The 19,460-nt window shown below is 33.4% G+C and carries 11 protein-coding genes; 3 read left to right on the top strand and 8 right to left on the bottom strand.

Annotation, left to right across the window (positions count from 1 at the left end):
* Nucleotides 1-170: 170 nt before the first annotated feature.
* The 6 genes from IRZ80_RS16260 to IRZ80_RS16235 form a co-directional block, all read right to left on the bottom strand.
* Nucleotides 171-590, bottom strand: a complete 420-nt coding sequence (locus IRZ80_RS16260) for a hypothetical protein (protein ID WP_194642631.1) — start codon at nt 588-590, stop codon at nt 171-173.
* Between the two features lie 10 nt (nt 591-600).
* A complete protein-coding gene (locus IRZ80_RS16255; protein ID WP_228520934.1) occupies nt 601-1,119 on the bottom strand; it encodes a hypothetical protein in 519 nt (172 codons plus the stop codon).
* A gap of 290 nt (nt 1,120-1,409) precedes the next feature.
* On the bottom strand, nt 1,410-1,655 hold the full coding sequence (locus tag IRZ80_RS16250; protein WP_194642630.1) for a hypothetical protein: 246 nt from the start codon (nt 1,653-1,655) through the stop codon (nt 1,410-1,412).
* A 150-nt stretch (nt 1,656-1,805) separates the two neighbouring features.
* The gene (locus IRZ80_RS16245) at nt 1,806-2,210 is read right to left on the bottom strand and encodes a hypothetical protein (protein ID WP_194642629.1); all 405 of its coding nucleotides are present in this window, start codon (nt 2,208-2,210) and stop codon (nt 1,806-1,808) included.
* Between the two features lie 10 nt (nt 2,211-2,220).
* Nucleotides 2,221-8,763: an RHS repeat domain-containing protein gene (locus IRZ80_RS16240; RefSeq protein WP_194642628.1), complete on the bottom strand. Its 6,543-nt coding sequence runs from the start codon at nt 8,761-8,763 to the stop codon at nt 2,221-2,223.
* 3 nt (nt 8,764-8,766) lie between these two features.
* Nucleotides 8,767-9,270 carry a T9SS type A sorting domain-containing protein gene (locus tag IRZ80_RS16235; RefSeq protein ID WP_228520933.1) on the bottom strand — a complete coding sequence of 168 codons (504 nt, stop codon included), beginning with the start codon at nt 9,268-9,270 and terminating at the stop codon, nt 8,767-8,769.
* Nucleotides 9,271-10,716: 1,446 nt separating this feature from the next.
* Between IRZ80_RS16235 and IRZ80_RS16230 the strand changes: the two genes are divergently transcribed.
* Together IRZ80_RS16230 and nagB are read left to right on the top strand one after the other, a co-directional pair.
* Nucleotides 10,717-12,813: an alpha-L-fucosidase gene (locus IRZ80_RS16230; RefSeq protein WP_194642627.1), complete on the top strand. Its 2,097-nt coding sequence runs from the start codon at nt 10,717-10,719 to the stop codon at nt 12,811-12,813.
* A 227-nt stretch (nt 12,814-13,040) separates the two neighbouring features.
* Nucleotides 13,041-14,954, top strand: a complete 1,914-nt coding sequence (gene nagB / locus IRZ80_RS16225; RefSeq protein ID WP_194642626.1) for a glucosamine-6-phosphate deaminase — start codon at nt 13,041-13,043, stop codon at nt 14,952-14,954.
* Between the two features lie 269 nt (nt 14,955-15,223).
* Here nagB and IRZ80_RS16220 read toward each other — a convergent pair whose 3' ends face one another.
* Together IRZ80_RS16220 and IRZ80_RS16215 are read right to left on the bottom strand one after the other, a co-directional pair.
* Nucleotides 15,224-15,937, bottom strand: coding sequence for a LytR/AlgR family response regulator transcription factor (locus tag IRZ80_RS16220; protein ID WP_194642625.1), 714 nt, complete (start codon nt 15,935-15,937; stop codon nt 15,224-15,226).
* 68 nt (nt 15,938-16,005) lie between these two features.
* On the bottom strand, nt 16,006-17,064 hold the full coding sequence (locus tag IRZ80_RS16215; RefSeq protein WP_194642624.1) for a sensor histidine kinase: 1,059 nt from the start codon (nt 17,062-17,064) through the stop codon (nt 16,006-16,008).
* 121 nt (nt 17,065-17,185) lie between these two features.
* Between IRZ80_RS16215 and IRZ80_RS16210 the strand changes: the two genes are divergently transcribed.
* Nucleotides 17,186-19,435 carry a GH92 family glycosyl hydrolase gene (locus tag IRZ80_RS16210; protein WP_194642623.1) on the top strand — a complete coding sequence of 750 codons (2,250 nt, stop codon included), beginning with the start codon at nt 17,186-17,188 and terminating at the stop codon, nt 19,433-19,435.
* Nucleotides 19,436-19,460 lie beyond the last annotated feature (25 nt).

The raw sequence follows: 19,460 nt of genomic DNA, 5'->3' as shown, positions 1-19,460 counted from the left end.
CCAGTCATAGTTGTTTACGTTTACTCCGTGAGTAACAACATTGGCTACTGTTTCAAATAAACCTACGATGAAAGAGAAAAACTTGTCATTCTTGTCTGTGTACTTGAGTGGGGTGTTTATACAATACTCATACCTATTGTAGTTCTGTGGCTTACCCTGTTTATTTCTAGCTAATTCCCAGTATAAGTTACCGTCCAATTCATATCCTCCAAATCTTTGAGTGTTAAATCATAACGTTTTAATACTCGGTAATTCAATCTTACATTTTCCCAATTATACTTTTTTAAAGTATCAGAATCAAATATAAAAAGAGACATTTTATCAGAGGGTAATTTTTTATAAACAACCTCCCAATTTGAACCCGAATCGTCATAATTTGTGATACTAGGTTTTATTTCTCTAGAAACTTTTTTTACTGTTGGCAAAGATGTGTTAGGGTAAACAAACTCTTCTTCTGGTCTTGATATATAATACTGAATAGTATGTGTAGATTGATTTTCAATATCAATTCTGTAAACGGTGTCTTTTACTGATTCACAACTAAATAATATTGATGCTAAAATAATCAGTAATGAAATTATTTTTTTCATAATTTTTAATTTAATCTGTTGGGTATTTATTTTTAAATGGTGTCCAATCAATCCCATAATGTTTCTTAAAATATCTAGATGCTTTATTATTTGCCCTTATTTCTGTCCAATAATGGTCGTGGGCATTATCTTTTCTGTTTACAGATTGCCAAGCACTTATACCGCTGGGTATTGCGATTGCAAATAAATATAAAGGACCAAAATATTGACTGTCTATAGTATGACCATATTCGTGCATAAAAAGAGGGTCTGATAGTACTCTGTCTTCAAAATTTCCTTTTATTCTATCTTTAATATTTATATTTATGTAGCTCCCAAAAGTAATTCCGTTAGTTTTTTTGCTATTTTCATTTGTAGCAAAAGTTGCTCCTCCAAAATAATCAACCCTATCAATATTACCTGTAATGTTTTGAAAATGAGTATACATGTTTCCTATATCTGTTTGTGGCAATTCCCAAGATAATCTACCAAAGACTTGTGAAACCTGCCCGAAAAATGTTCTGTTTTTATCTGTTTGAAAGACACCCAAATCTATTTTGAAAGCATTTTGTATTTGGTTCCAATTATAATTTTTAACATTTACACCGTGTTCGACAGCATTTGCTAAAAATGTAAATATTGTTCCTAAAAAGAACTCTCCACTCTTGTCTGTATACTTGAGTGGGTTGTTAATACAATACCCATACCTGTTATAGTTCTCTGGCTTACCCTGTGTATTTCTAGCTAATTCCCAGTATAAACAATCTCGTAATTAATAGCTTTTAACTGTTCTAATGTGAAATCATACCGCTTGTCATACAAACCTTGGTCTTTGATTTCCTACCAAGTATGAGTGTCTAATATGGATTGTTTATAAACTAAAATCCAAAGTTTATTCCCATCTTTAAAAGAAATATTGGATATCGGCTGATTATATTTTTTTCCTACCGAAATAACATCAGTTGGTGAAGCAGGGAAGTAATCAACCCCAACTGTATTATTTGAAATTTTAGAATGAATAAAAATATCTTCATTCGAAGAATTAGTTAATATAAAATAGCTATCTGGTTGTTCATCTTTCTCCATGGTGATACAACAATTTAATGTAATCAGAGAGATGACTAATAAAAGAAATTTTAGAGTTTTCATATTTTACTATTTACAGATGAGGAATTAAACTTAAGGCTAATGGAGTTAAAAGTGGGAGGTTTTTTGTTTAAATTCTACTATTTTAAGCTAATTCCCAGTATAAACAATCTCGTAATTAATCGCCTTTAACTGCTCTAACGTGAAATCATACCGCTTGTCATACAAACCTTGGTCTTTGATTTCTTGCCAAGTATGCGAGTCTAACGTGGATTGCTTGTAAACTAATATCCAAAGTTTATTCCCATCTTTAAAAGAAATATTGGATATCGGCTGATTATATTTTTTCCCTACCGAAACAATATCAGTTGGTGAAGCAGGGAAGTAATCAAGCCCAACTGTATTATTTGAAATTTTAGAATGAATAAATATATCTTCATTCGAAGAATTAGTTAATACAAAATAGCTATCTGGTTGTTCATCTTTCTCCATGGTAATACAACAATTTAATGTAATCAGAGAGATGACTAATAAAAGAAATTTTAGAGTTTTCATATTTTACTATTTACAGATGAGGAATTAAACTTAAGGCTAATGGAGTTAAAAGTGGGACACCAACATCCCACCAGCTAAATCGCCCTCCTGAAGTTGGATGAGGAAATTGATATTTAGGAGATAAATTAGGGTAATAAGTATTTCTAGGATTGGCATAAGGCGAAAGACCTCCATTTGAAAACGACTCATAATCAAAATAATCAGCAGAACCTTTAGTATATCCATCAACACCACTACCATACCGTTTATCAAAATATTTTGCACCCATATGACTGGCTTGTACTTCAAACCATCGTGTTTTGTGGTCATCGCCTCCAATACCAAATGTACTTGCCAAACTTGAAGTAGCAACTATGGGCATATATAGCGGACCAAAGTAAGATTGTTGTATGGTATGCCCATATTCGTGTACAAAAAGGTGGTCGTGCCAATCGGCTTTAAAACCTTTTGGGCCATTTATGTAGGAACCAATAGTAAAAGCTTCGGTACTGCTTCGTTTGGTTTCTATGGCAGTTGCTCCTGCCAAATAGGTAACACCTTCTACTTGTCCGGCAAGGTTGTATCCGTGAGCAAGTAAATTGCCTATGTCGTTATTTACAGACCCCCAAGTAAATCGATTTACCATTTGACCAAAGTTACCTTTAAACTGACCTATGTCTATTTTCCAAGCGTTGTTTAATTCTTTCCAATTATATTGATCCGTATTTACTCCGTGCTTGATTACATTTTGTACTCCGTTAGTAATGGCAGTTATTATTGTTCCTAAAAAGAACTCTCCATTCTTGTCTGTATACTTGAGAGGGTTGTTAATACAATACCCATACCTGTTATAGTTCTGTGTATTAAAAGGCTCTTGTACAAAATTATCCGGCTGTAAAAAACGATGCAGTTTAGGATCGTAAAGCCTTGCGTTCATGTTGATTAATCCCACACTCTGCAAATGTTCATGCCCCGTATATCCACGATCCAGAACTGTTAACCCAGATAGCGCATTCCCTGTGCCGTCTTGTATTTTTATAATAGCTCCCCAAGGATCAAAAAGACGTTTTTCTACAATTGCGCCGCCATCATTGCTAATCGCTGCTATTGAACCTTGATAATCTCTATGTAAATATAAATAATTTTGTGTAGTTCCATCACTTTTTACAATCATTGGTGCAGTGTAGCCATCTCCTCCAATATAAGTTATAATTTCTACCGCATTATTATTGAACAGATCCTGTTTTATCTCCATTGTTCCATCTGAAGAATAGTATTTGCGATAACGTCTGGATTCTTTAGGTCCTAAACCACCATAAAACATTGTACTGCGTTTGTTGGTGTCATTATAAGTAAAGTTTATGATGTCAACTCCCTGTTCTGTTATGCTGACAGGTGATTTAAAAGTATTGTAGGTTATGGTTTGTAATGGTTTTGTTTGATAATAGGTTGCCGTTGCTGGAGTAGGATTTATCGAACTGTTTTGATAAGGTTTCCCCGCAACATTGTATGCATAAGTTCCTAATTCATTTTGAGTTATTTTACCAGCAGCATCATATTGTTGTGTCTTTACATTATATTTTTGTACAATGAGATTATTAATTAAAAAAGTTGGAGTTCCAGCATAAACTGAAGCATCAGTCTTTATTATCTTGATTACAAGCTCAGAGTATGTTTTAACCTTATAATCTTGATCAATTGGTCCAGATACTAAGGATAATACTGTGTCAATAAAGTTTGTTCCGGATGCATCTTGCTCTCTTAAAATTACAGAAATTTTATCTCCGGAAGTCATTAAAAGCTGGATTCTAAATGTATCGCCAATAGAAGCTCCACTCACAATTTTTTTACTAATTCCTAAATTTGCAGTTGTTACTTTAACACCTAACATTCCTGAATTAGAAAAATTTGGCATAGGAGTAACACCAGAGTCGGCAGTAAAACCATCAGCAGAGGTGTCAAAAGTATTGTTTAAAATGAGTTCTGGTGAATCAGTCCATTTTGTCAAGCGGTCTTGCTCATCATACTCAAAGCTTTGATTCGTTCCGAAAAAACTATTGGTACGACTGGTTAAATTTCCTTTTTGAGCATCAAACACAGTGTTAAGAATCATCATGTTTGTGCTTGTCGTGCTGTTGTCGTGCTTCGTTTGACTTAATAAACCATAAGTGTCATAGGTGTTTGTTACATTTATGTAGCCCGCATTATTATAGATAAAGCCATTAAGCAGCTGGCCTCTTGCATTTACTGTATTGGTTTGTAATTTTGGGCGATGAGAAGTGTCATCTATAAGCATATAAAGTTGTCCATAGCTATAGGTATTCATCATTGTTTTTGAGCTTGATTTGCCACCTATTTTTGCTTCGGCTTTAGAAGTCTCCTTATCTACTCTGCCAAATGCATCATAGGTTAGCGTCTTTGTAAAAATAGCAAAGGGTGTAGTTTCCATAGACTTAATTATTCTTTTGGATGAGTCATATTCATATGCATTTACGATACTACTTGTCCCTTCATTTAAATCTTCAAAAGTACTAGTAGTAAGGAGTTTTGATGAAGGGTCATATAAATAGGTTGTTCTAGAATTGACTGCATCTCCTACTATTGTTTTTTGTGTTAGCTTGCCAACATCGTTAAGGGTGTAAGTCGTTACTCCTTTCGGATTTGGTGCAGTTTCTGTTAGGAGTTCGCCAAAACCATTATAGCTGTACTGATATAAACCTGCCGACGGATCGGAAAGAGTTAATTTTCTCCCCCAGCCGTCTTGTGTAATTATAGTAGTTGTATTATTGAAAGTAGAAGATTTTAGATTTCCATTGGCAAAATAGGTATAAGTAATAGTGCCTCCTGGATTATCTGTTATTGAGATTACGTTGCCAATAGCATTCTTAATAGATGATTTGGATTTTGTACCTTCATCAGCTACTGTTGTCAAACCTGTATATGTTATATTTACTGTTTTTCCGGTATAAGAAATGTTTTGTATGGGTCTCCCATATATGTCGTATTTGGTTTCATTCCACTGACTAGGGCTTGAATTCCCTAAATAGGGTTCACTCGTCCTGTTATTCCTATCATAGAAATCGTATAAATATGTAATATATGAAAAAACACCTTGTACATTTTTTGCTCCTGACTTAATTTTTCTGCCTAGATCATCAAAAGTTTCTTCACTGCTGCTGCCGTCATCTCCTGCAGTAGAAACAAGTGTATATACACTATTGGTACGGGAATATACATAGGTGTTACTCTTCCCCAAATAATCAGTCGTTTTTGTCTTCTTGAACCAAGAATCATATAAATATGCCGTTGTCAAACCATACGGATTAGTTTCGGAATTTAAAACTCCACTGCTTGTATTATAAGCAAATGTTGTTGCTAGTCCTTCAATATCGGTGCTTTTAGTCAAAAATCGCCCAGATATGTCATATTCATAATTGGTTACCCTTGGTGCCGGAGCCGGATTGGGAGCTATAGTGGGAACGGTTATCGTTTTTTTGGTGATATTTCCAAAAGCATCGTATATGTTATCTTCTGTAATAAAATCATTTGGATCATTGCCTCTTTTCTTAATTTGTGAAAGTAAATGATCGGTGTAAACATATTTTTCTTCACTGGTCATAACATCACCTGTTACAGTTACGCTTTGCGTCTTATTGGTAGGCCTTCCTATATAATAAGTTCCAGTTGTTTGGTTTTCGTATACAATATCGCTAATACTTGTTTGTTCTACTGTAGATCCATTTTTGACTACTGTGGTGGATTGTGTAGGATTATTGTAGGCATCATAAACGGTTGTTGTTTCAGAACTGGTATTATCCAGGCCATTAAACTGTTTTGATGAAGTATTTTTTATATTGAAAACTTTATTGTTTCCAAGTGAACTGCTATAGCTTAATACTGATTTTGTAATAAAATTACTTGGAGAAGTAGATCCAGAAGCCATCATAGTTCCTAGGACGGAATAATTTTCAGTATTTGCACCACGCAAACTGATATCATATTTTGAAATATTCGATATGCTATTTGACGATATGTCAAACCAGTTTGTCCGTCCGAGTGACCTGAACCCGAGAAAACCAAGCCCTTCTACATTAGTTACCGGACCATAATATGAAAATAATTGTGTTTTAAAAGTTGTATTGCTGGTTTTCTCGAGTTTAGTAACAACTTGAATACTTGGTAATTCAGTTAAATCCATATTTGGATAATTTTCAGTAAAACGACTATCAGAATATATAGAAGAATAACCTTCCTTAGATTTTGAACTTAGAGGCTGATAAGTAATAGATTCTGTCACTCCGTTTCCAGTTTTAATTGTTCTTAGCAGTTGTTCTTTACTAAAATCTTTTACTGAATTAAATTTAAAAACTGTATTGTTATTGACAAAGCAAAGTTCTAATTTTCGATTTGGTTCATTTGACGTAAGAAATACAGGAAGAGCATTGGGATAAATGTCTGCATGGTTTGAAATAGTTCCGGTATAATAATTTCCAGCCGCATTTGAGAATACGCCATTTTTGTTAGCATAGCAGGTTACACTAAGGCTTCCCACCGAATAGCCGGTTCCACGGCTGGCAGAGGTTAATATTAAATCGGTTTTTCCATCATTGTTGTAGTCACTTGGAATTAATGTATAGGTGTACTCAGAATTATTTGGTGGGTAATTGATATTATTGGATAACGTTTCATTATAAAAACCAATACCCGTAGAAGAATATTTGTATAAATCAGAGTATCCTGCTCCTTTAGGAATAATAAAATCAGTTTTCCCATCGCCATTATAATCTCCCATCAAAATAGGTTTGTCAAGTGCAATATTAGCATCAGCAGTGATTGTTTCGTATAGTAAAATAAACATTTGACTTTCATCGAGACCATATATTTTGACTTTTCCTGTGTCAAAAACATAAATATCCGACTTACCGTCTCCATTAAAATCATTTACTTTAACTATACTGCTGTCTGCTGTTGCTAAATTACCAGCAATGGTTGCAAAATTACTTGTTACTCTTGTGTCTAAATTAATTAAAAATGTTCTGCCTCCTGAATATGTCGATGTATAAGTAACACATCCACTTTGGTAGGGATAAGTAAAAGACTTTTCAATAGCTACAATATCTGTTAAGCCATCTCCATTGAAATCACCGCTATAAAAAGTTCTAGGTATATCCCTCTCGTAGTGAATGGGAGTTGGACCCGGATCAACTATTTTTTGAGTCGTTGCAATTTGGAATTCTTGTGCTTGAATACCACCACATTCATACTCATAATCTAATACAAAGCGAGGAAATGTATATATTTTTTGGTCTTGTTGTACTATTCCAGTTCCAGCAAGCGCATAGGTTGTAAAAGTACCATTTTGTATTACAGTAAAACCTTGTAAAGGCATCAATTTATTCTGATAATTGATATAACTAACGGGAAAAATATCATCAAAAATTCCTGCATAGGGATATGAAAAATCAATTGTAGAGCCAGAATTTACGCCTGCATAAACCCAGAATTTCTTTTTTGCATCTGTGCCTATTGTTGGATAAATAATAAAATCCATACTGCCATCTCCATTAAAATCGCCAGAAACAGTTGCCGCATTTGAAAAGCCTATATTACTTAAATCCAATTTTGTCGTACTTGCAGCACCTGCTATTGAATCTGCTGTAGTATCATAAGTAAAAACTGTTGGGTTATAACTTTTAGTACCATCTCCGGATATTTCGGTAATACTCGTCAAGCGTTGATAACCAAGTGATGTATCTCCGTACATCATAGAATAACTTCTAAATCCAATACCATTTCCTGTAACAGCAATATTATCTAATATAGTGTTGTTAGTAATACTAAGTCCTCCAATATATGTTTGTTCAGGGTGTTTTGCTGCAACATAATTAAATTGAACTGTGTTGATTGGGGTGATTGCGCCTAATGTACCGTATTTAATTGTAGCTATATTTAAATTATTGTTTGAATTATTATAAGCATAATTTATTCTAACGCCTTGAGGATTTTCCCAGTACGTAATAGACCAATTCGTTATAGTACGTGAATCAGTTGAATTTCCGTAATATGCCTTTGAGCCGTCGGGATATTCAACTATAAAATAGGCAGGACCATAGTTAGCCCCACTGGAATGAATACCATATGAAGTTATTTTTACATTCGAAAAATTTTCTGTTTCATAAATCGTACCATCCGCTCCATAAGTTCCTGATTTAATCATTAATCGCTGTCCATTAAAGGCAAAACGATCTAAGGCATCAAAATCAACTGCATCTATAGTTCCGTCATGGAATTTGGTAGAAGGAATTCTCGTAATAGCAGAAATACCCGATATATTCCAGCCATAACCGGCTAATCCGTTACCTCCCTGGCTATTATATACCAGACCGACTTGAGGAACCACCCCGTTTATTCCTGGAGGTACAGCTATTGGAATGGAATAAGTGGCTGACCCTGTTAATGAGACTGACAACTGTCCTTCTGTTATTCCAACCTCGGTTGAACCTCCTGTAGGTGTTTGTGCAGAAATAAATAAACTATTAACTAATAATATAAGTGTAAAGTAAAAATGCTTCATATATTATTGCTTTATAATTTTAATAGATTTTTGTTCATTGTTGCTATAAAATAATACTACAGCGTAAATGCCTGTTGGATAGGATTGAAAAGGAATATTTTCAGCATTTTCTTTTTCAAGGTTGGAATATGATTTCACCAATTGACCGTTCAGGTTATAGACCTTTATTGAAGTTACGGTATTGCTGTCTATAAGTTCCCATTTGAGATATAACTCTTCTTTTACGGGATTAGGATAATAAGAAATAACATCTTCAGGGAAGAATTTTTGCATATCTTCAGGAACTAAAGCTTCTATTTCCTTGGGTTTAGTATCGGATTTTTTAGCTGTGCATCCACTTATACAAAGTTTACGGATTATTTGATTCCCTGCAGCATCGTAGCTAAATGTAATTAATTGAGCATGACATAGAATGCCAGTTAAGAGTAATAATAACGTAAAGTATTTATTCATAAGTAGTTTTTTAGATACATTAATTTGTATTAATTTTTCTTTTAAAATTTTCATAAAAAGAATTCTACAACATTATTATATTTTAGTTGAAGATACAATACCTGCTTTTAGTGATTTTGACCATAAGTTCTTTTGTTATGAAACTCTTTAACATGAAGCATTTATACAACAAAAAAGATTCATAGCACCATCCTACATTTGTTTATTTTCTTCCAATTCTCATTATAACCACTATCCCTCAATCGTTCATAAAATTTTCATCTAAGAAAATCCTTTCTACTTCCTAATTAGGAAATAATGAGTTTGGAATAGAATTGAAATTACAGTTGAGAAAAGCATACTGCTTAAAGATAGAATTCAAACATTAGTTGATTTCTAATAACATTTTAAAATTTGTAGTGTATTTATTGCAATTATGAAATTATCAAAAGAAAATTTAAAACGATATGATGTCAAGAACTATCCAAACACTAAAATTCTTATTAATAGAATATTGTTTTTATTACTTAAGCATTGCATTGCTATTGGTTTAAAAACATGCAGCAATCAATATCAAAAAAGCAAAAGAGGCGATTTAGGGTACTATATTTCAATTATCAAGATGATGGCTCCTGAAAACATTTTAAAAAAGGATATGCAATTGTTAAGGTCAATAATAAAATAACGAGCAATCCCCGCGACATAAAAATTGTAAGAGATATTGATATTATACTTTCCGATACAATTATTAAAACAACCGTTAAACAAAAAACATTCTACGATGGAAAAGATAAAACTAACTTATGAAGAGGCTTATAAAGAGCTGGCTCTAATTGCTTCTTAGATCGAAAACGAAACAATTTCTGTACATATATTATTTGCCATTAAGGTAAAAAGAGCATCGGATTTAATCACTTTTTGCCAAACTAAGCTCAAATCGACAGAAGCTGAAGGAAACAAAATTATTGCTCAAATGGAAATTCAAATCAGTAATAATCTTGGAAATAAAAATAAGGCTATTTCTTAATCACTTAATATGCTTGCTCTGGATCATTAAAAAAACTGGGAAAATGACAATAATTTCAAAATTAAATCACATCATTTCTTTCTCATCGTTTAATTCTATTTCTTCAGATTTTTTAAAAAGGTTAAATTTTTAGTATTAATTATTTATTATTCAGTCAATTATATTTGTATTTTAATGCTTTGAATTTAAGATAATTGTATCCTAATAGAGAGGTGTCTGTCGAGGTGTCACTTAAAATAAAATGCTTTTCGAAGTATTGATTTTATTGATGTCTTTTATAGTAGACAAAATCCCTCTTTAAAAACTCTATCACTATTTTTTGACAGCTTTCAATAAATAGATGTTAGCTGTTTCAAATGAAGTTTTTTTTCGAATAATTATTCCAAAACCCTCCGTAAATAGCTGTTGGTCGAAATAGTATGAACGGGTATGTTAATTAAGTTTAAATTTATTGTTTTAATTAGCTAACTAATAAAATATTAATTAGAACCTTGATGAAAAACATTTTTCTATTGCTGAGTTTTTTTAGCGTTGTACAATCAATCTATTGTCAGGAATTGGCAAAAGCTCCAGCACCTTGTTATCCTGTACCCACGCAAAAACAAATGGATTGGCAGGAAATGGAATTCTATGCTTTTGTCCATTTCTCATTAAATACATTTACGAATAAAGAGTGGGGCTATGGCGACGAATCTCCCGAATTGTTTAATCCTACAGCTTTGGATGCACGCCAATGGGCGCGTATAGCTAAGGAATCAGGGATGAAAGGGATTATATTAGTTGCCAAACATCACGATGGTTTTTGTTTATGGCCATCTGCTTACACTGAACGTTCTGTAAAAAATTCTCCTTGGAAGAATGGTAAAGGCGATGTGGTAAAGGAACTAGCCGAAGCCTGCCGGGAATACAATCTGAAATTAGGATTGTACCTTTCGCCTTGGGACAGAAATAATCTGGATTATGGTAATCCAAAATATATTACTTATTTCCGAAATCAGTTAACGGAGTTACTGACCAATTATGGAGATGTTTTCGAAATGTGGTTTGATGGTGCAAATGGCGGTGATGGTTATTATGGCGGTGCAGACGAAACTAGAAAAATAAACACACTTGAATATTATAATTGGGACGAAACCTATAAGCTGATTTATAGACTTGCACCAAAAACACTTGTCTGGGGAGTTGGTCCATCAGAAGCGCGGTGGATAGGAAATGAAGAAGGACGGGCGAATACTACCAATTGGTCACTTTTGCGCCAAAAAGATGAATTGGCAGGAAAAGTACATTATACCGAGTTTATGTCTGGACATGAAGACGGCGAAAAATGGGTGCCAGGCGAGGCCGATGTTTCAATCAGACCCGGCTGGTTTTACCATGCTGTTGAGGATGATAAAGTACGTTCTTTGGATGAATTGGTAGATATTTATTATGAATCAGTTGGCCGTAATGCTACACTTTTGCTTAATCTGCCTGTTGACAGGAGAGGTTTGGTGAACGAAAATGATGAGGAAAGATTGAAAGAATTGGTTGCTGTTATAAAAACTGATTTTAATAAAGAACTTTTAGCAGGTTCTAAAGTTAGTGCTGATAATGTTAGAGGAAATGATAATAAATTTGGTCCTAAAAATACAATTGATAATGATAAAAATACGTATTGGGCTGCAGATGATAATGTGAAAGAAGCTTCTATAGAATTTGAATTTGAAAAACCTACAGCAATTAACCGCATCCTGATTCAGGAATATATAAAGCTGGGACAACGGGTTAAAGCATTTAATGTTGAGGTCAAAACTAACGGAAAATGGGAGACAATCGCCAATGAAACAACTATTGGCTATAAAAGAATTTTAAGAACAAAAAGAGTTCTTGCAGATGCACTTAAAATTAACATTACAGTGGCAAAGGCAAGTGTAGTTATTTCCAATATTCAAGCTTACAATGCACCAACTTTCGTTCGCATTCCAACGATACAAAGAGATAAAAAGGGTGAAGTTACTATAAAAGCTGAAGAGGGAAATAGTATTTATTATACTGTTGATGGGAGTGTACCATCCGAAAAAAGTATTTTATACAAAGGAGCTTTTGCCTATAATAAAGCTTTTACACTTAAGGCAATTGCCAGAAACACTAAAGAAAATATAAGCAGTGCTGTAAAAACCGCAAAGTATGGAGTATCCAAAGAAAAATGGAAAATCATTGCGGTTTCCAGCGGCGATTTAAAAACTGCAGACCGGATTATTGATGGTAATCCAGATACAGATTGGAGTTTTGGCGGAGACGCAAATAAGCTTCCGCAGCAGCTAAGTATCGATATGGGAGCTGTTCGTAAAATAACTGGTTTTACTTATGTACCTCAGCAAGTGGGTAATAATCTTAATTTGATATCTAATTATGAATTTTATACCAGTACAGATAATGTAAAATGGATAAAACAATCACAAGGTGAATTTTCAAACATTAAAAATAATCCAATAGAACAAGTGAAAACTTTTAGTAAAGTTACTGCCAGATATCTGCGTTTTGTCGCTTTGGCAGCAGTAGGAAAAGGGCAGGTGGTTTCCATTGGTGAAATAAATGTTATTGAAGAGTAAATAAACAATTATCCATTAAGGATTACTAATAACTCTGAAAATAAGTGCTTTGCTAAATAAAAACGGATCGTTAAATTAATTAATTACGAAACGGGTAAAAGCAAAAAATAATTTTAAGTTTCTAATAATGTCTTTTGCCGAAGTTCACGGGTTATTAGTCGAATATTTATTTTTTTTGAATAATAGATACATAATTTTATCTTAATAAATTAAATGAATAACCAGAAATGATTAGAGAAGGTATAAATTTTAAAGAGGCTGGAAAGTTTGAAGAAACACGTTTTGAGAAAATTCACAATGTAATTTTCGATTCATCGCAAGAAGCTTCATTATTAGTGGCACAAGAAATTGCAAATTTAATTCAGAGAAAAGAAGAGTTAAATGAACCATGTGTTTTAGGATTAGCAACAGGATCTTCGCCAGTAAAAGTGTATGAAGAACTTGTTAGAATGCATAAAGAGGAAGGTTTAAGTTTTAAAAATGTAGTAACCTTCAACTTAGATGAATATTATCCTATGGATAGTACTAACATTCAGAGTTATTATTATTTTATGCATGAGCATCTTTTTAATCATGTAAATATACTTCCTGAAAATGTAAATATTCCAAACGGAAAAGTCAGTAATGAGGAGCTGCAGCAATATTGCATTGATTATGAAATGAAGATTAAGTCTTATGGCGGATTAGATTTTCAGCTTTTAGGAATCGGAAGGACAGGTCATATCGGTTTTAATGAGCCAGGATCTCACATAAATTCAGGAACCCGCAGTATTACATTAGACCACTTGACGCGCATGGATGCTGCATCTTCTTTTTTAGGTATCGATAATGTACCTAGAAAAGCAATTACGATGGGTATTGATACTGTTCGAAATGCTAAAAGGATTGTTCTTCTTGGCTGGGGCGTCAGTAAGGCATCAATTATAAAAAAAACCATAGAGGGCGAAATTACTTCTCAAGTGCCGGCAAGTTATCTGCAGGAACATAAAAACACAACTTTTGTCCTGGATAGTGAAGCGTCTTCGGAACTGACAAGAGTAAAAACGCCATGGCTGGTTAAGTTATGTGTTTGGACTGAGGAATTAAAACTTAAAGCCGTTGTATGGCTGAGCGAGTTGACAAATAAGCCTTTTCTTAAATTAACGGACAAAGATTATAACGATCACGGTATGTCGAGCCTTTTGACAGAAGAAGGGACTGCTTATGATTTGAATATTAAAATGTTTAATAAAATGCAGCAGACTATTACGGGCTGGCCAGGAGGAAAACCAAATGCTGATGATACTTACAGACCAGAACGTTCTGCTCCGGCAAGAAAAAGAGTCATCATTTTTAGTCCACATCCGGATGATGATGTTATTTCGATGGGAGGAACTTTTGACAGGCTTGTAGAGCAGGGACATGATGTGCATGTTGCTTATCAGACATCAGGTAATATTGCAGTTTCTAACGAAGAAGCTTTAAAATTTGCTGAAATTTCAAGAGCACTAAATGTAAATGCAGCAGAATCAGAAAATATTATAAACCTGATAAAGAACGGTCCTAGTAATAATATTGATGCATTAGAGGTTAGAAAATTAAAAGGATTAATAAGAAGGAGCGAGTCTCTTGCAGCTACAAGATATTTAGGTCTTGCTGATTCGAATGTTCATTTTTTGAACTTACCTTTTTATGAAACGGGAACAGTTAAGAAAAATAATCTTACAGATGCAGATATCGATATTATGTGTACTCTTATTGATACTATAAAACCGCATCAAATATATGCTGCAGGAGATTTGGCTGATCCCCACGGTACTCATAAAGTTTGTCTGGACAGTTTGTTTGAAGCATTAAAGAGATTAAAATCGAATAGTTATATGGATGACTGCTGGGTTTGGCTGTACCGTGGTGCTTGGCATGAATGGGAATCGTATCAAATTGAGATGGCCGTCCCGATGAGCCCGGATCAGGTACTTAAAAAACGTCATGCCATTTTTTATCACCAGACTCAAAAAGACGGTGTTATGTTTCAAGGAGATGATAATAGAGAGTTTTGGGTACGTGTTGAAGACAGAAACCGCTTAACAGCAAAGAAATACCATGATTTAGGATTAGCAGATTACTCAGCAATTGAGGCATTTAAAAGATATTATTTTTAGTTTGTTAGTTAGCTAATAATAATTTTGGTTAGTTACGTTTTTTTTCTTTGAAAATGCAGTCTTGATCCGGCTGCATTTTCTATTTTATGATTCTTTATTTTTTTTTAAATTATATGACTATCCTTAACTAAATACCAAACAGATCGAATTAGCTACAGATTAAAAAGATTTACACAGATTTTTTTAAAAAAAAGTAATGAAATCTGTGAGAATCTGTGTAATCAGTGGCAAAAAAATACATGGTATTATTTGCGGACAGTCATAAAAAATTATATCGAAGTATTTAAGATTATTTGTTTTACTTCATCAATATAAGATCTTCCAATAACGTATCTGATGCCTTCTATTTCGATACTGTTTCCTTCCACAGCATCAATTTTATCAATGGCTATCGTGTAAGATCGATGGATTCGTATAAAATCTTTTTCGGGTAATAAGCTGGTGAAGTCAGATAGGGTACTGTGTATGATGTATTTACCTGTTAAGGTGTTTATTTTTAAATAGTCTTTTAAGCTTTCGATAACTAAAATTTCATTTAACAGTATTTTCTTCATTCTCTTCTTGTCAATTTTAACAAAAATAAAAGGGTTTTCTTTACTGTTTTCCGAAGCAATTTTTGGGATATTGCTGAGTCTTTTGTTAATCTTATTTACAGTTTTCATCAGCCTAGGGAATTCGATGGGTTTTACTAAATAGTCTAACACATCTAATTCATAAGTTTCTATAGCAAATTGGCTATAGGCACTGGTAATAACTAGTAAAGGATGATTTTCTAAACTTTTAATAAAATTAATACCATCCAGAACAGGCATATTTATATCTAAAAAAATTACATCTACTGAATTTTCTTTTAAGTAATTTAATCCTTCGATTGAGTTCCTAAAAGTGTTTATTACTTCAAAATTTTCAATATGTTCCAAATGGTTTTTAATAATATTAATAGCCAATGGCTCATCGTCAATAATTACACAAGTTGTTTTCATTTCTTTTATTATTAATTTCCTGGTAGATTATTAGAGGGGGAATTCAGGAAAAAGGCGTTTATTATGAATTATACCACCTTAATTACAAGCTTCACAGCAAAAATATCCTTTTTATTTTTAAATGAAAGCGTATAATCGCTTTTATTATACCCCAATTCAAGTCTTTTTTTGACATTTTCGATTCCTATCCCACTTGACTTGTTAAAATTATCTGTATGCATCGTAATTTCGGGTTTTGGGTTTGAAATTGAAAAATAAAGATGCTCTTCTTTGACCTTGAAACTAATATCAATTTTTACTTTTCCGGTGTTTTTGTTGACTCCATGCTTGAATGCATTCTCAATAAAAGTCAATAATATGACGGGAGCAATTTTCTTGTTGTGTATGTCTCCAGAAATAGACATGTTTATCTCCAGACGCTCGTCATTTCTAATCCGCTCCAGATCCAGATAGTTTTGAATGCAGAGTATTTCGTTTGCTAATGTTTGTCTCTTCGTTTTTGTTTCATACAGCATATAACGCATTAATTCCGCAAGTTTAAGAACAATTTTTGGAGTTTTATTCGACTTTTCAACGGATAAAGAATAAATATTGTTAAGGGTATTGAAAAAAAAGTGCGGTGAAATTTGAGATTTTAAAAAAAGTAATTCAGTTTCTAATTGCGTTTTTTGAAGATCAGTGGCTCTTTTTTGTTCTTTTAATAAATCAAAAGTAATCTTAATAGCTGTAACAAATGTGATTACATATAATTCCCCCATCATCATGTCAATAGTATAATTGAGCGTTAGTTTATCTATTGTTTCAGGTCCTTCGGGCCAGACTTCATGAGTTATAAAAAGATAGGTCATATTAAACTTTACAATTACCATAATAAATATGGCAGATAAAATAGATATAACATACAAAGCATATTTTTTCTGATAAACCAAATAAGGCATAAGTATCAAAATATTCAGATAACATAATGTCATGTGAATGGGGAAGCCTAATAAATTTGTTTTTAAAGAATAAACATAATCATTGAAATAACTTCCCCAGCGAAAGGTGTTAAAGATGAAATAAGTTAACCAAAATATAATATGGTAGCGCAATGGTATTCTATATAATTTGCCTGTATTTAAAATCATGATATATATAGTGTTTTGTGACTTTTTTTGATGTTTATCTAAGTTTATGTGTTGTCCGTCTAAATTTGTTTTAATAAAAAGTAAATTTATTTAAATTTAAAATTAAATTAAGAATATTTATATGAGGAATTTTACTTTGTTTGTTTTATGTATAATTTTTGCTACAAGTTGCAAGATAAAATTAGAAAAAAATAACCGTAATAAAGCTTTTCTTGTCGATAATGTAAATCCTTTTATTGGTACTGGTGGTCACGGACATACCTACCCAGGGGCAACAGTTCCTTTTGGGATGCTTCAGATAAGTCCAGATAACGGAGTGTCAAACTGGGATTGGTGTTCAGGATATCATTATTCAGATTCTATTATTTCAGGGTTCAGTCATTTGCATTTAAGCGGCACCGGAATTGGTGATTTGGCAGATATACTAATTATGCCAATTAATAAAAAAGTAGATCTAACAACTAAAGGAACAACCAGAGATTTACTTCCTTATAAATCAGTTTACAGCCATCTTAACGAAAAATCAAAACCTGGCTATTATCAGGTTTATTTGAAAGATCCTAAAATTAACGTGGAGTTAACTGCGTCGCAACGCACCGCTTTTCATAAATATACTTACGCTGAAAGTGACAGGCAATCAGTAGTAATTGATCTTGGTTTTGCAATTAACTGGGACAAAGCCTTAAAAACTGCTATTACAATTGAAGATAAATACACGATAAGCGGTTATCGATATAGTACAGGCTGGGCAAAAAACCAGAAAGTTTTTTTTGTGGCTAAATTTTCAAAAGCAATTTCAGAATCAACGGTAACTGCTGATAAAAAAATAGTTTCAGGCAATAAGGCAGAAGGAGAAAATACGGCGGTACAATTGTTTTTTGATACAGAAAAAAGTGATGAACTTTACGTAAAAGTAGCATTATCATCTGTAAGTACAGAAAATGCAAAAGATAATCTGGATCCGGAAAGTTCTGATTTTGAAACAGCAAAATCTAAATCGGCTGCTGTTTGGAACGATGCTTTGAGTAAAATAACTGTCGAAACTCCCGTTGATTCTCTTAAAACAATATTTTATACTGCTTTGTATCATGCTCAATTAGCACCTGTTACGTACAATGATAAAAACGGACAGTTTCGAAAAGAGAATGACGAAATCAGTACTGCAAAAAACTACACTGCGTATTCCACTTTATCACTTTGGGATACTTTTAGAGCCGAAAATCCTTTATTGACATTATTGGCTCCAGGCAAAACTTCAGATATGGTAAACTCTATGTTAGCGTATTATGATACAAAAAAAATACTGCCAGTCTGGACACTATATGCCAACGAAACTAATACTATGACAGGTTATCATTCGATTCCTGTAATTGCAGATGCGTATCTAAAAGGCATTAAAGGTTTTGATGCTGAGAAGGCATTTCAAGCCATGAAAACCACGATGATGCAGGATGAACGCGGCTTGAATCTTTACAAGCAATTTGGCTACATTCCCTATAATTTATTGGATGAATCAGTTACTATTACTCTTGAGTATGCTTATGATGACTGGTGTGTGGCACAAATGGCAAAAGCATTAGGAAAAAATGAGGATTATCAATTTTTTATAAAACGTTCTAAAGCATATCAGTATCTATTTGATCCAGCAACCGGATTTATGAGAGGAAAATCGGAAGACGGGAAATCTTGGAATGAACCATTCGATCCTAAACATTCTAACCACAGAGAACATACTGATTATACTGAAGGAAATGCTTGGCAGCACAGCTGGTTTGTACCGCAAAATGTTGAAGATTTTATTTCGCTTCACGGTAGTAATGAAATTTTCACCAAACGTTTAGAGCAGTTATTTACGGAAAGTTCTGAGATTACTGGAAGTAATGTTTCTGCTGATATTTCGGGATTGATCGGCCAATATGCACATGGAAACGAGCCAAGTCATCATATTGCTTACATGTTCAATAAAGCCCATGAACCTTGGAGAACGCAATATTGGGTGCATCATATTTTAGATACACAATACAATACAACACCAAACGGATTGAGCGGTAATGAAGATTGTGGCCAGATGTCAGCTTGGTATGTTTTCAGCTCATTAGGGTTTTATCCAATGAATCCAGCTTCGGGCGAATATGAGATAGGAAGCCCAATATTCGAAAAAGCAGCACTTCATCTTCAAGGCGGAAAAAGTTTTATAATCGAAGCAGAAAATGTTTCCAATAAAAATTTTTACATCCAATCGGCAACCTTGAACGGTATTCCCTTCAATAAAACCTTTATCACACATCAGCAAATTTTACAAGGAGGTATTCTGCATTTTGTAATGGGAGCTGCCCCTAATAAAAACTGGGGATCAAAAGGGAAGAAGTAAGCAGTTTACAGTGGGCAGAAAGCAG

The sequence above is a fragment of the Flavobacterium sp. HJJ genome, from assembly GCF_015351475.1.
Lineage (GTDB): Bacteria > Bacteroidota > Bacteroidia > Flavobacteriales > Flavobacteriaceae > Flavobacterium > Flavobacterium marginilacus.
This window is presented reverse-complemented; position numbering and strand designations above follow the sequence as displayed.

What these genes read in the sequence shown, in the direction of transcription:
- IRZ80_RS16260 (WP_194642631.1), bottom strand. Translation starts at nt 590, where the DNA reads ATGAAAAAAATAATTTCATTACTGATTATTTTAGCATCAATATTATTT.
- IRZ80_RS16250 (WP_194642630.1), bottom strand. Translation starts at nt 1,655, where the DNA reads ATGGAGAAAGATGAACAACCAGATAGCTATTTTATATTAACTAATTCT.
- IRZ80_RS16245 (WP_194642629.1), bottom strand. Translation starts at nt 2,210, where the DNA reads ATGAAAACTCTAAAATTTCTTTTATTAGTCATCTCTCTGATTACATTA.
- IRZ80_RS16240 (WP_194642628.1), bottom strand. Translation starts at nt 8,763, where the DNA reads ATGAAGCATTTTTACTTTACACTTATATTATTAGTTAATAGTTTATTT.
- IRZ80_RS16235 (WP_228520933.1), bottom strand. Translation starts at nt 9,270, where the DNA reads ATGAAAATTTTAAAAGAAAAATTAATACAAATTAATGTATCTAAAAAA.
- IRZ80_RS16230 (WP_194642627.1), top strand. Translation starts at nt 10,717, where the DNA reads ATGAAAAACATTTTTCTATTGCTGAGTTTTTTTAGCGTTGTACAATCA.
- nagB (WP_194642626.1), top strand. Translation starts at nt 13,041, where the DNA reads ATGATTAGAGAAGGTATAAATTTTAAAGAGGCTGGAAAGTTTGAAGAA.
- IRZ80_RS16220 (WP_194642625.1), bottom strand. Translation starts at nt 15,937, where the DNA reads ATGAAAACAACTTGTGTAATTATTGACGATGAGCCATTGGCTATTAAT.
- IRZ80_RS16215 (WP_194642624.1), bottom strand. Translation starts at nt 17,064, where the DNA reads ATGATTTTAAATACAGGCAAATTATATAGAATACCATTGCGCTACCAT.
- IRZ80_RS16210 (WP_194642623.1), top strand. Translation starts at nt 17,186, where the DNA reads ATGAGGAATTTTACTTTGTTTGTTTTATGTATAATTTTTGCTACAAGT.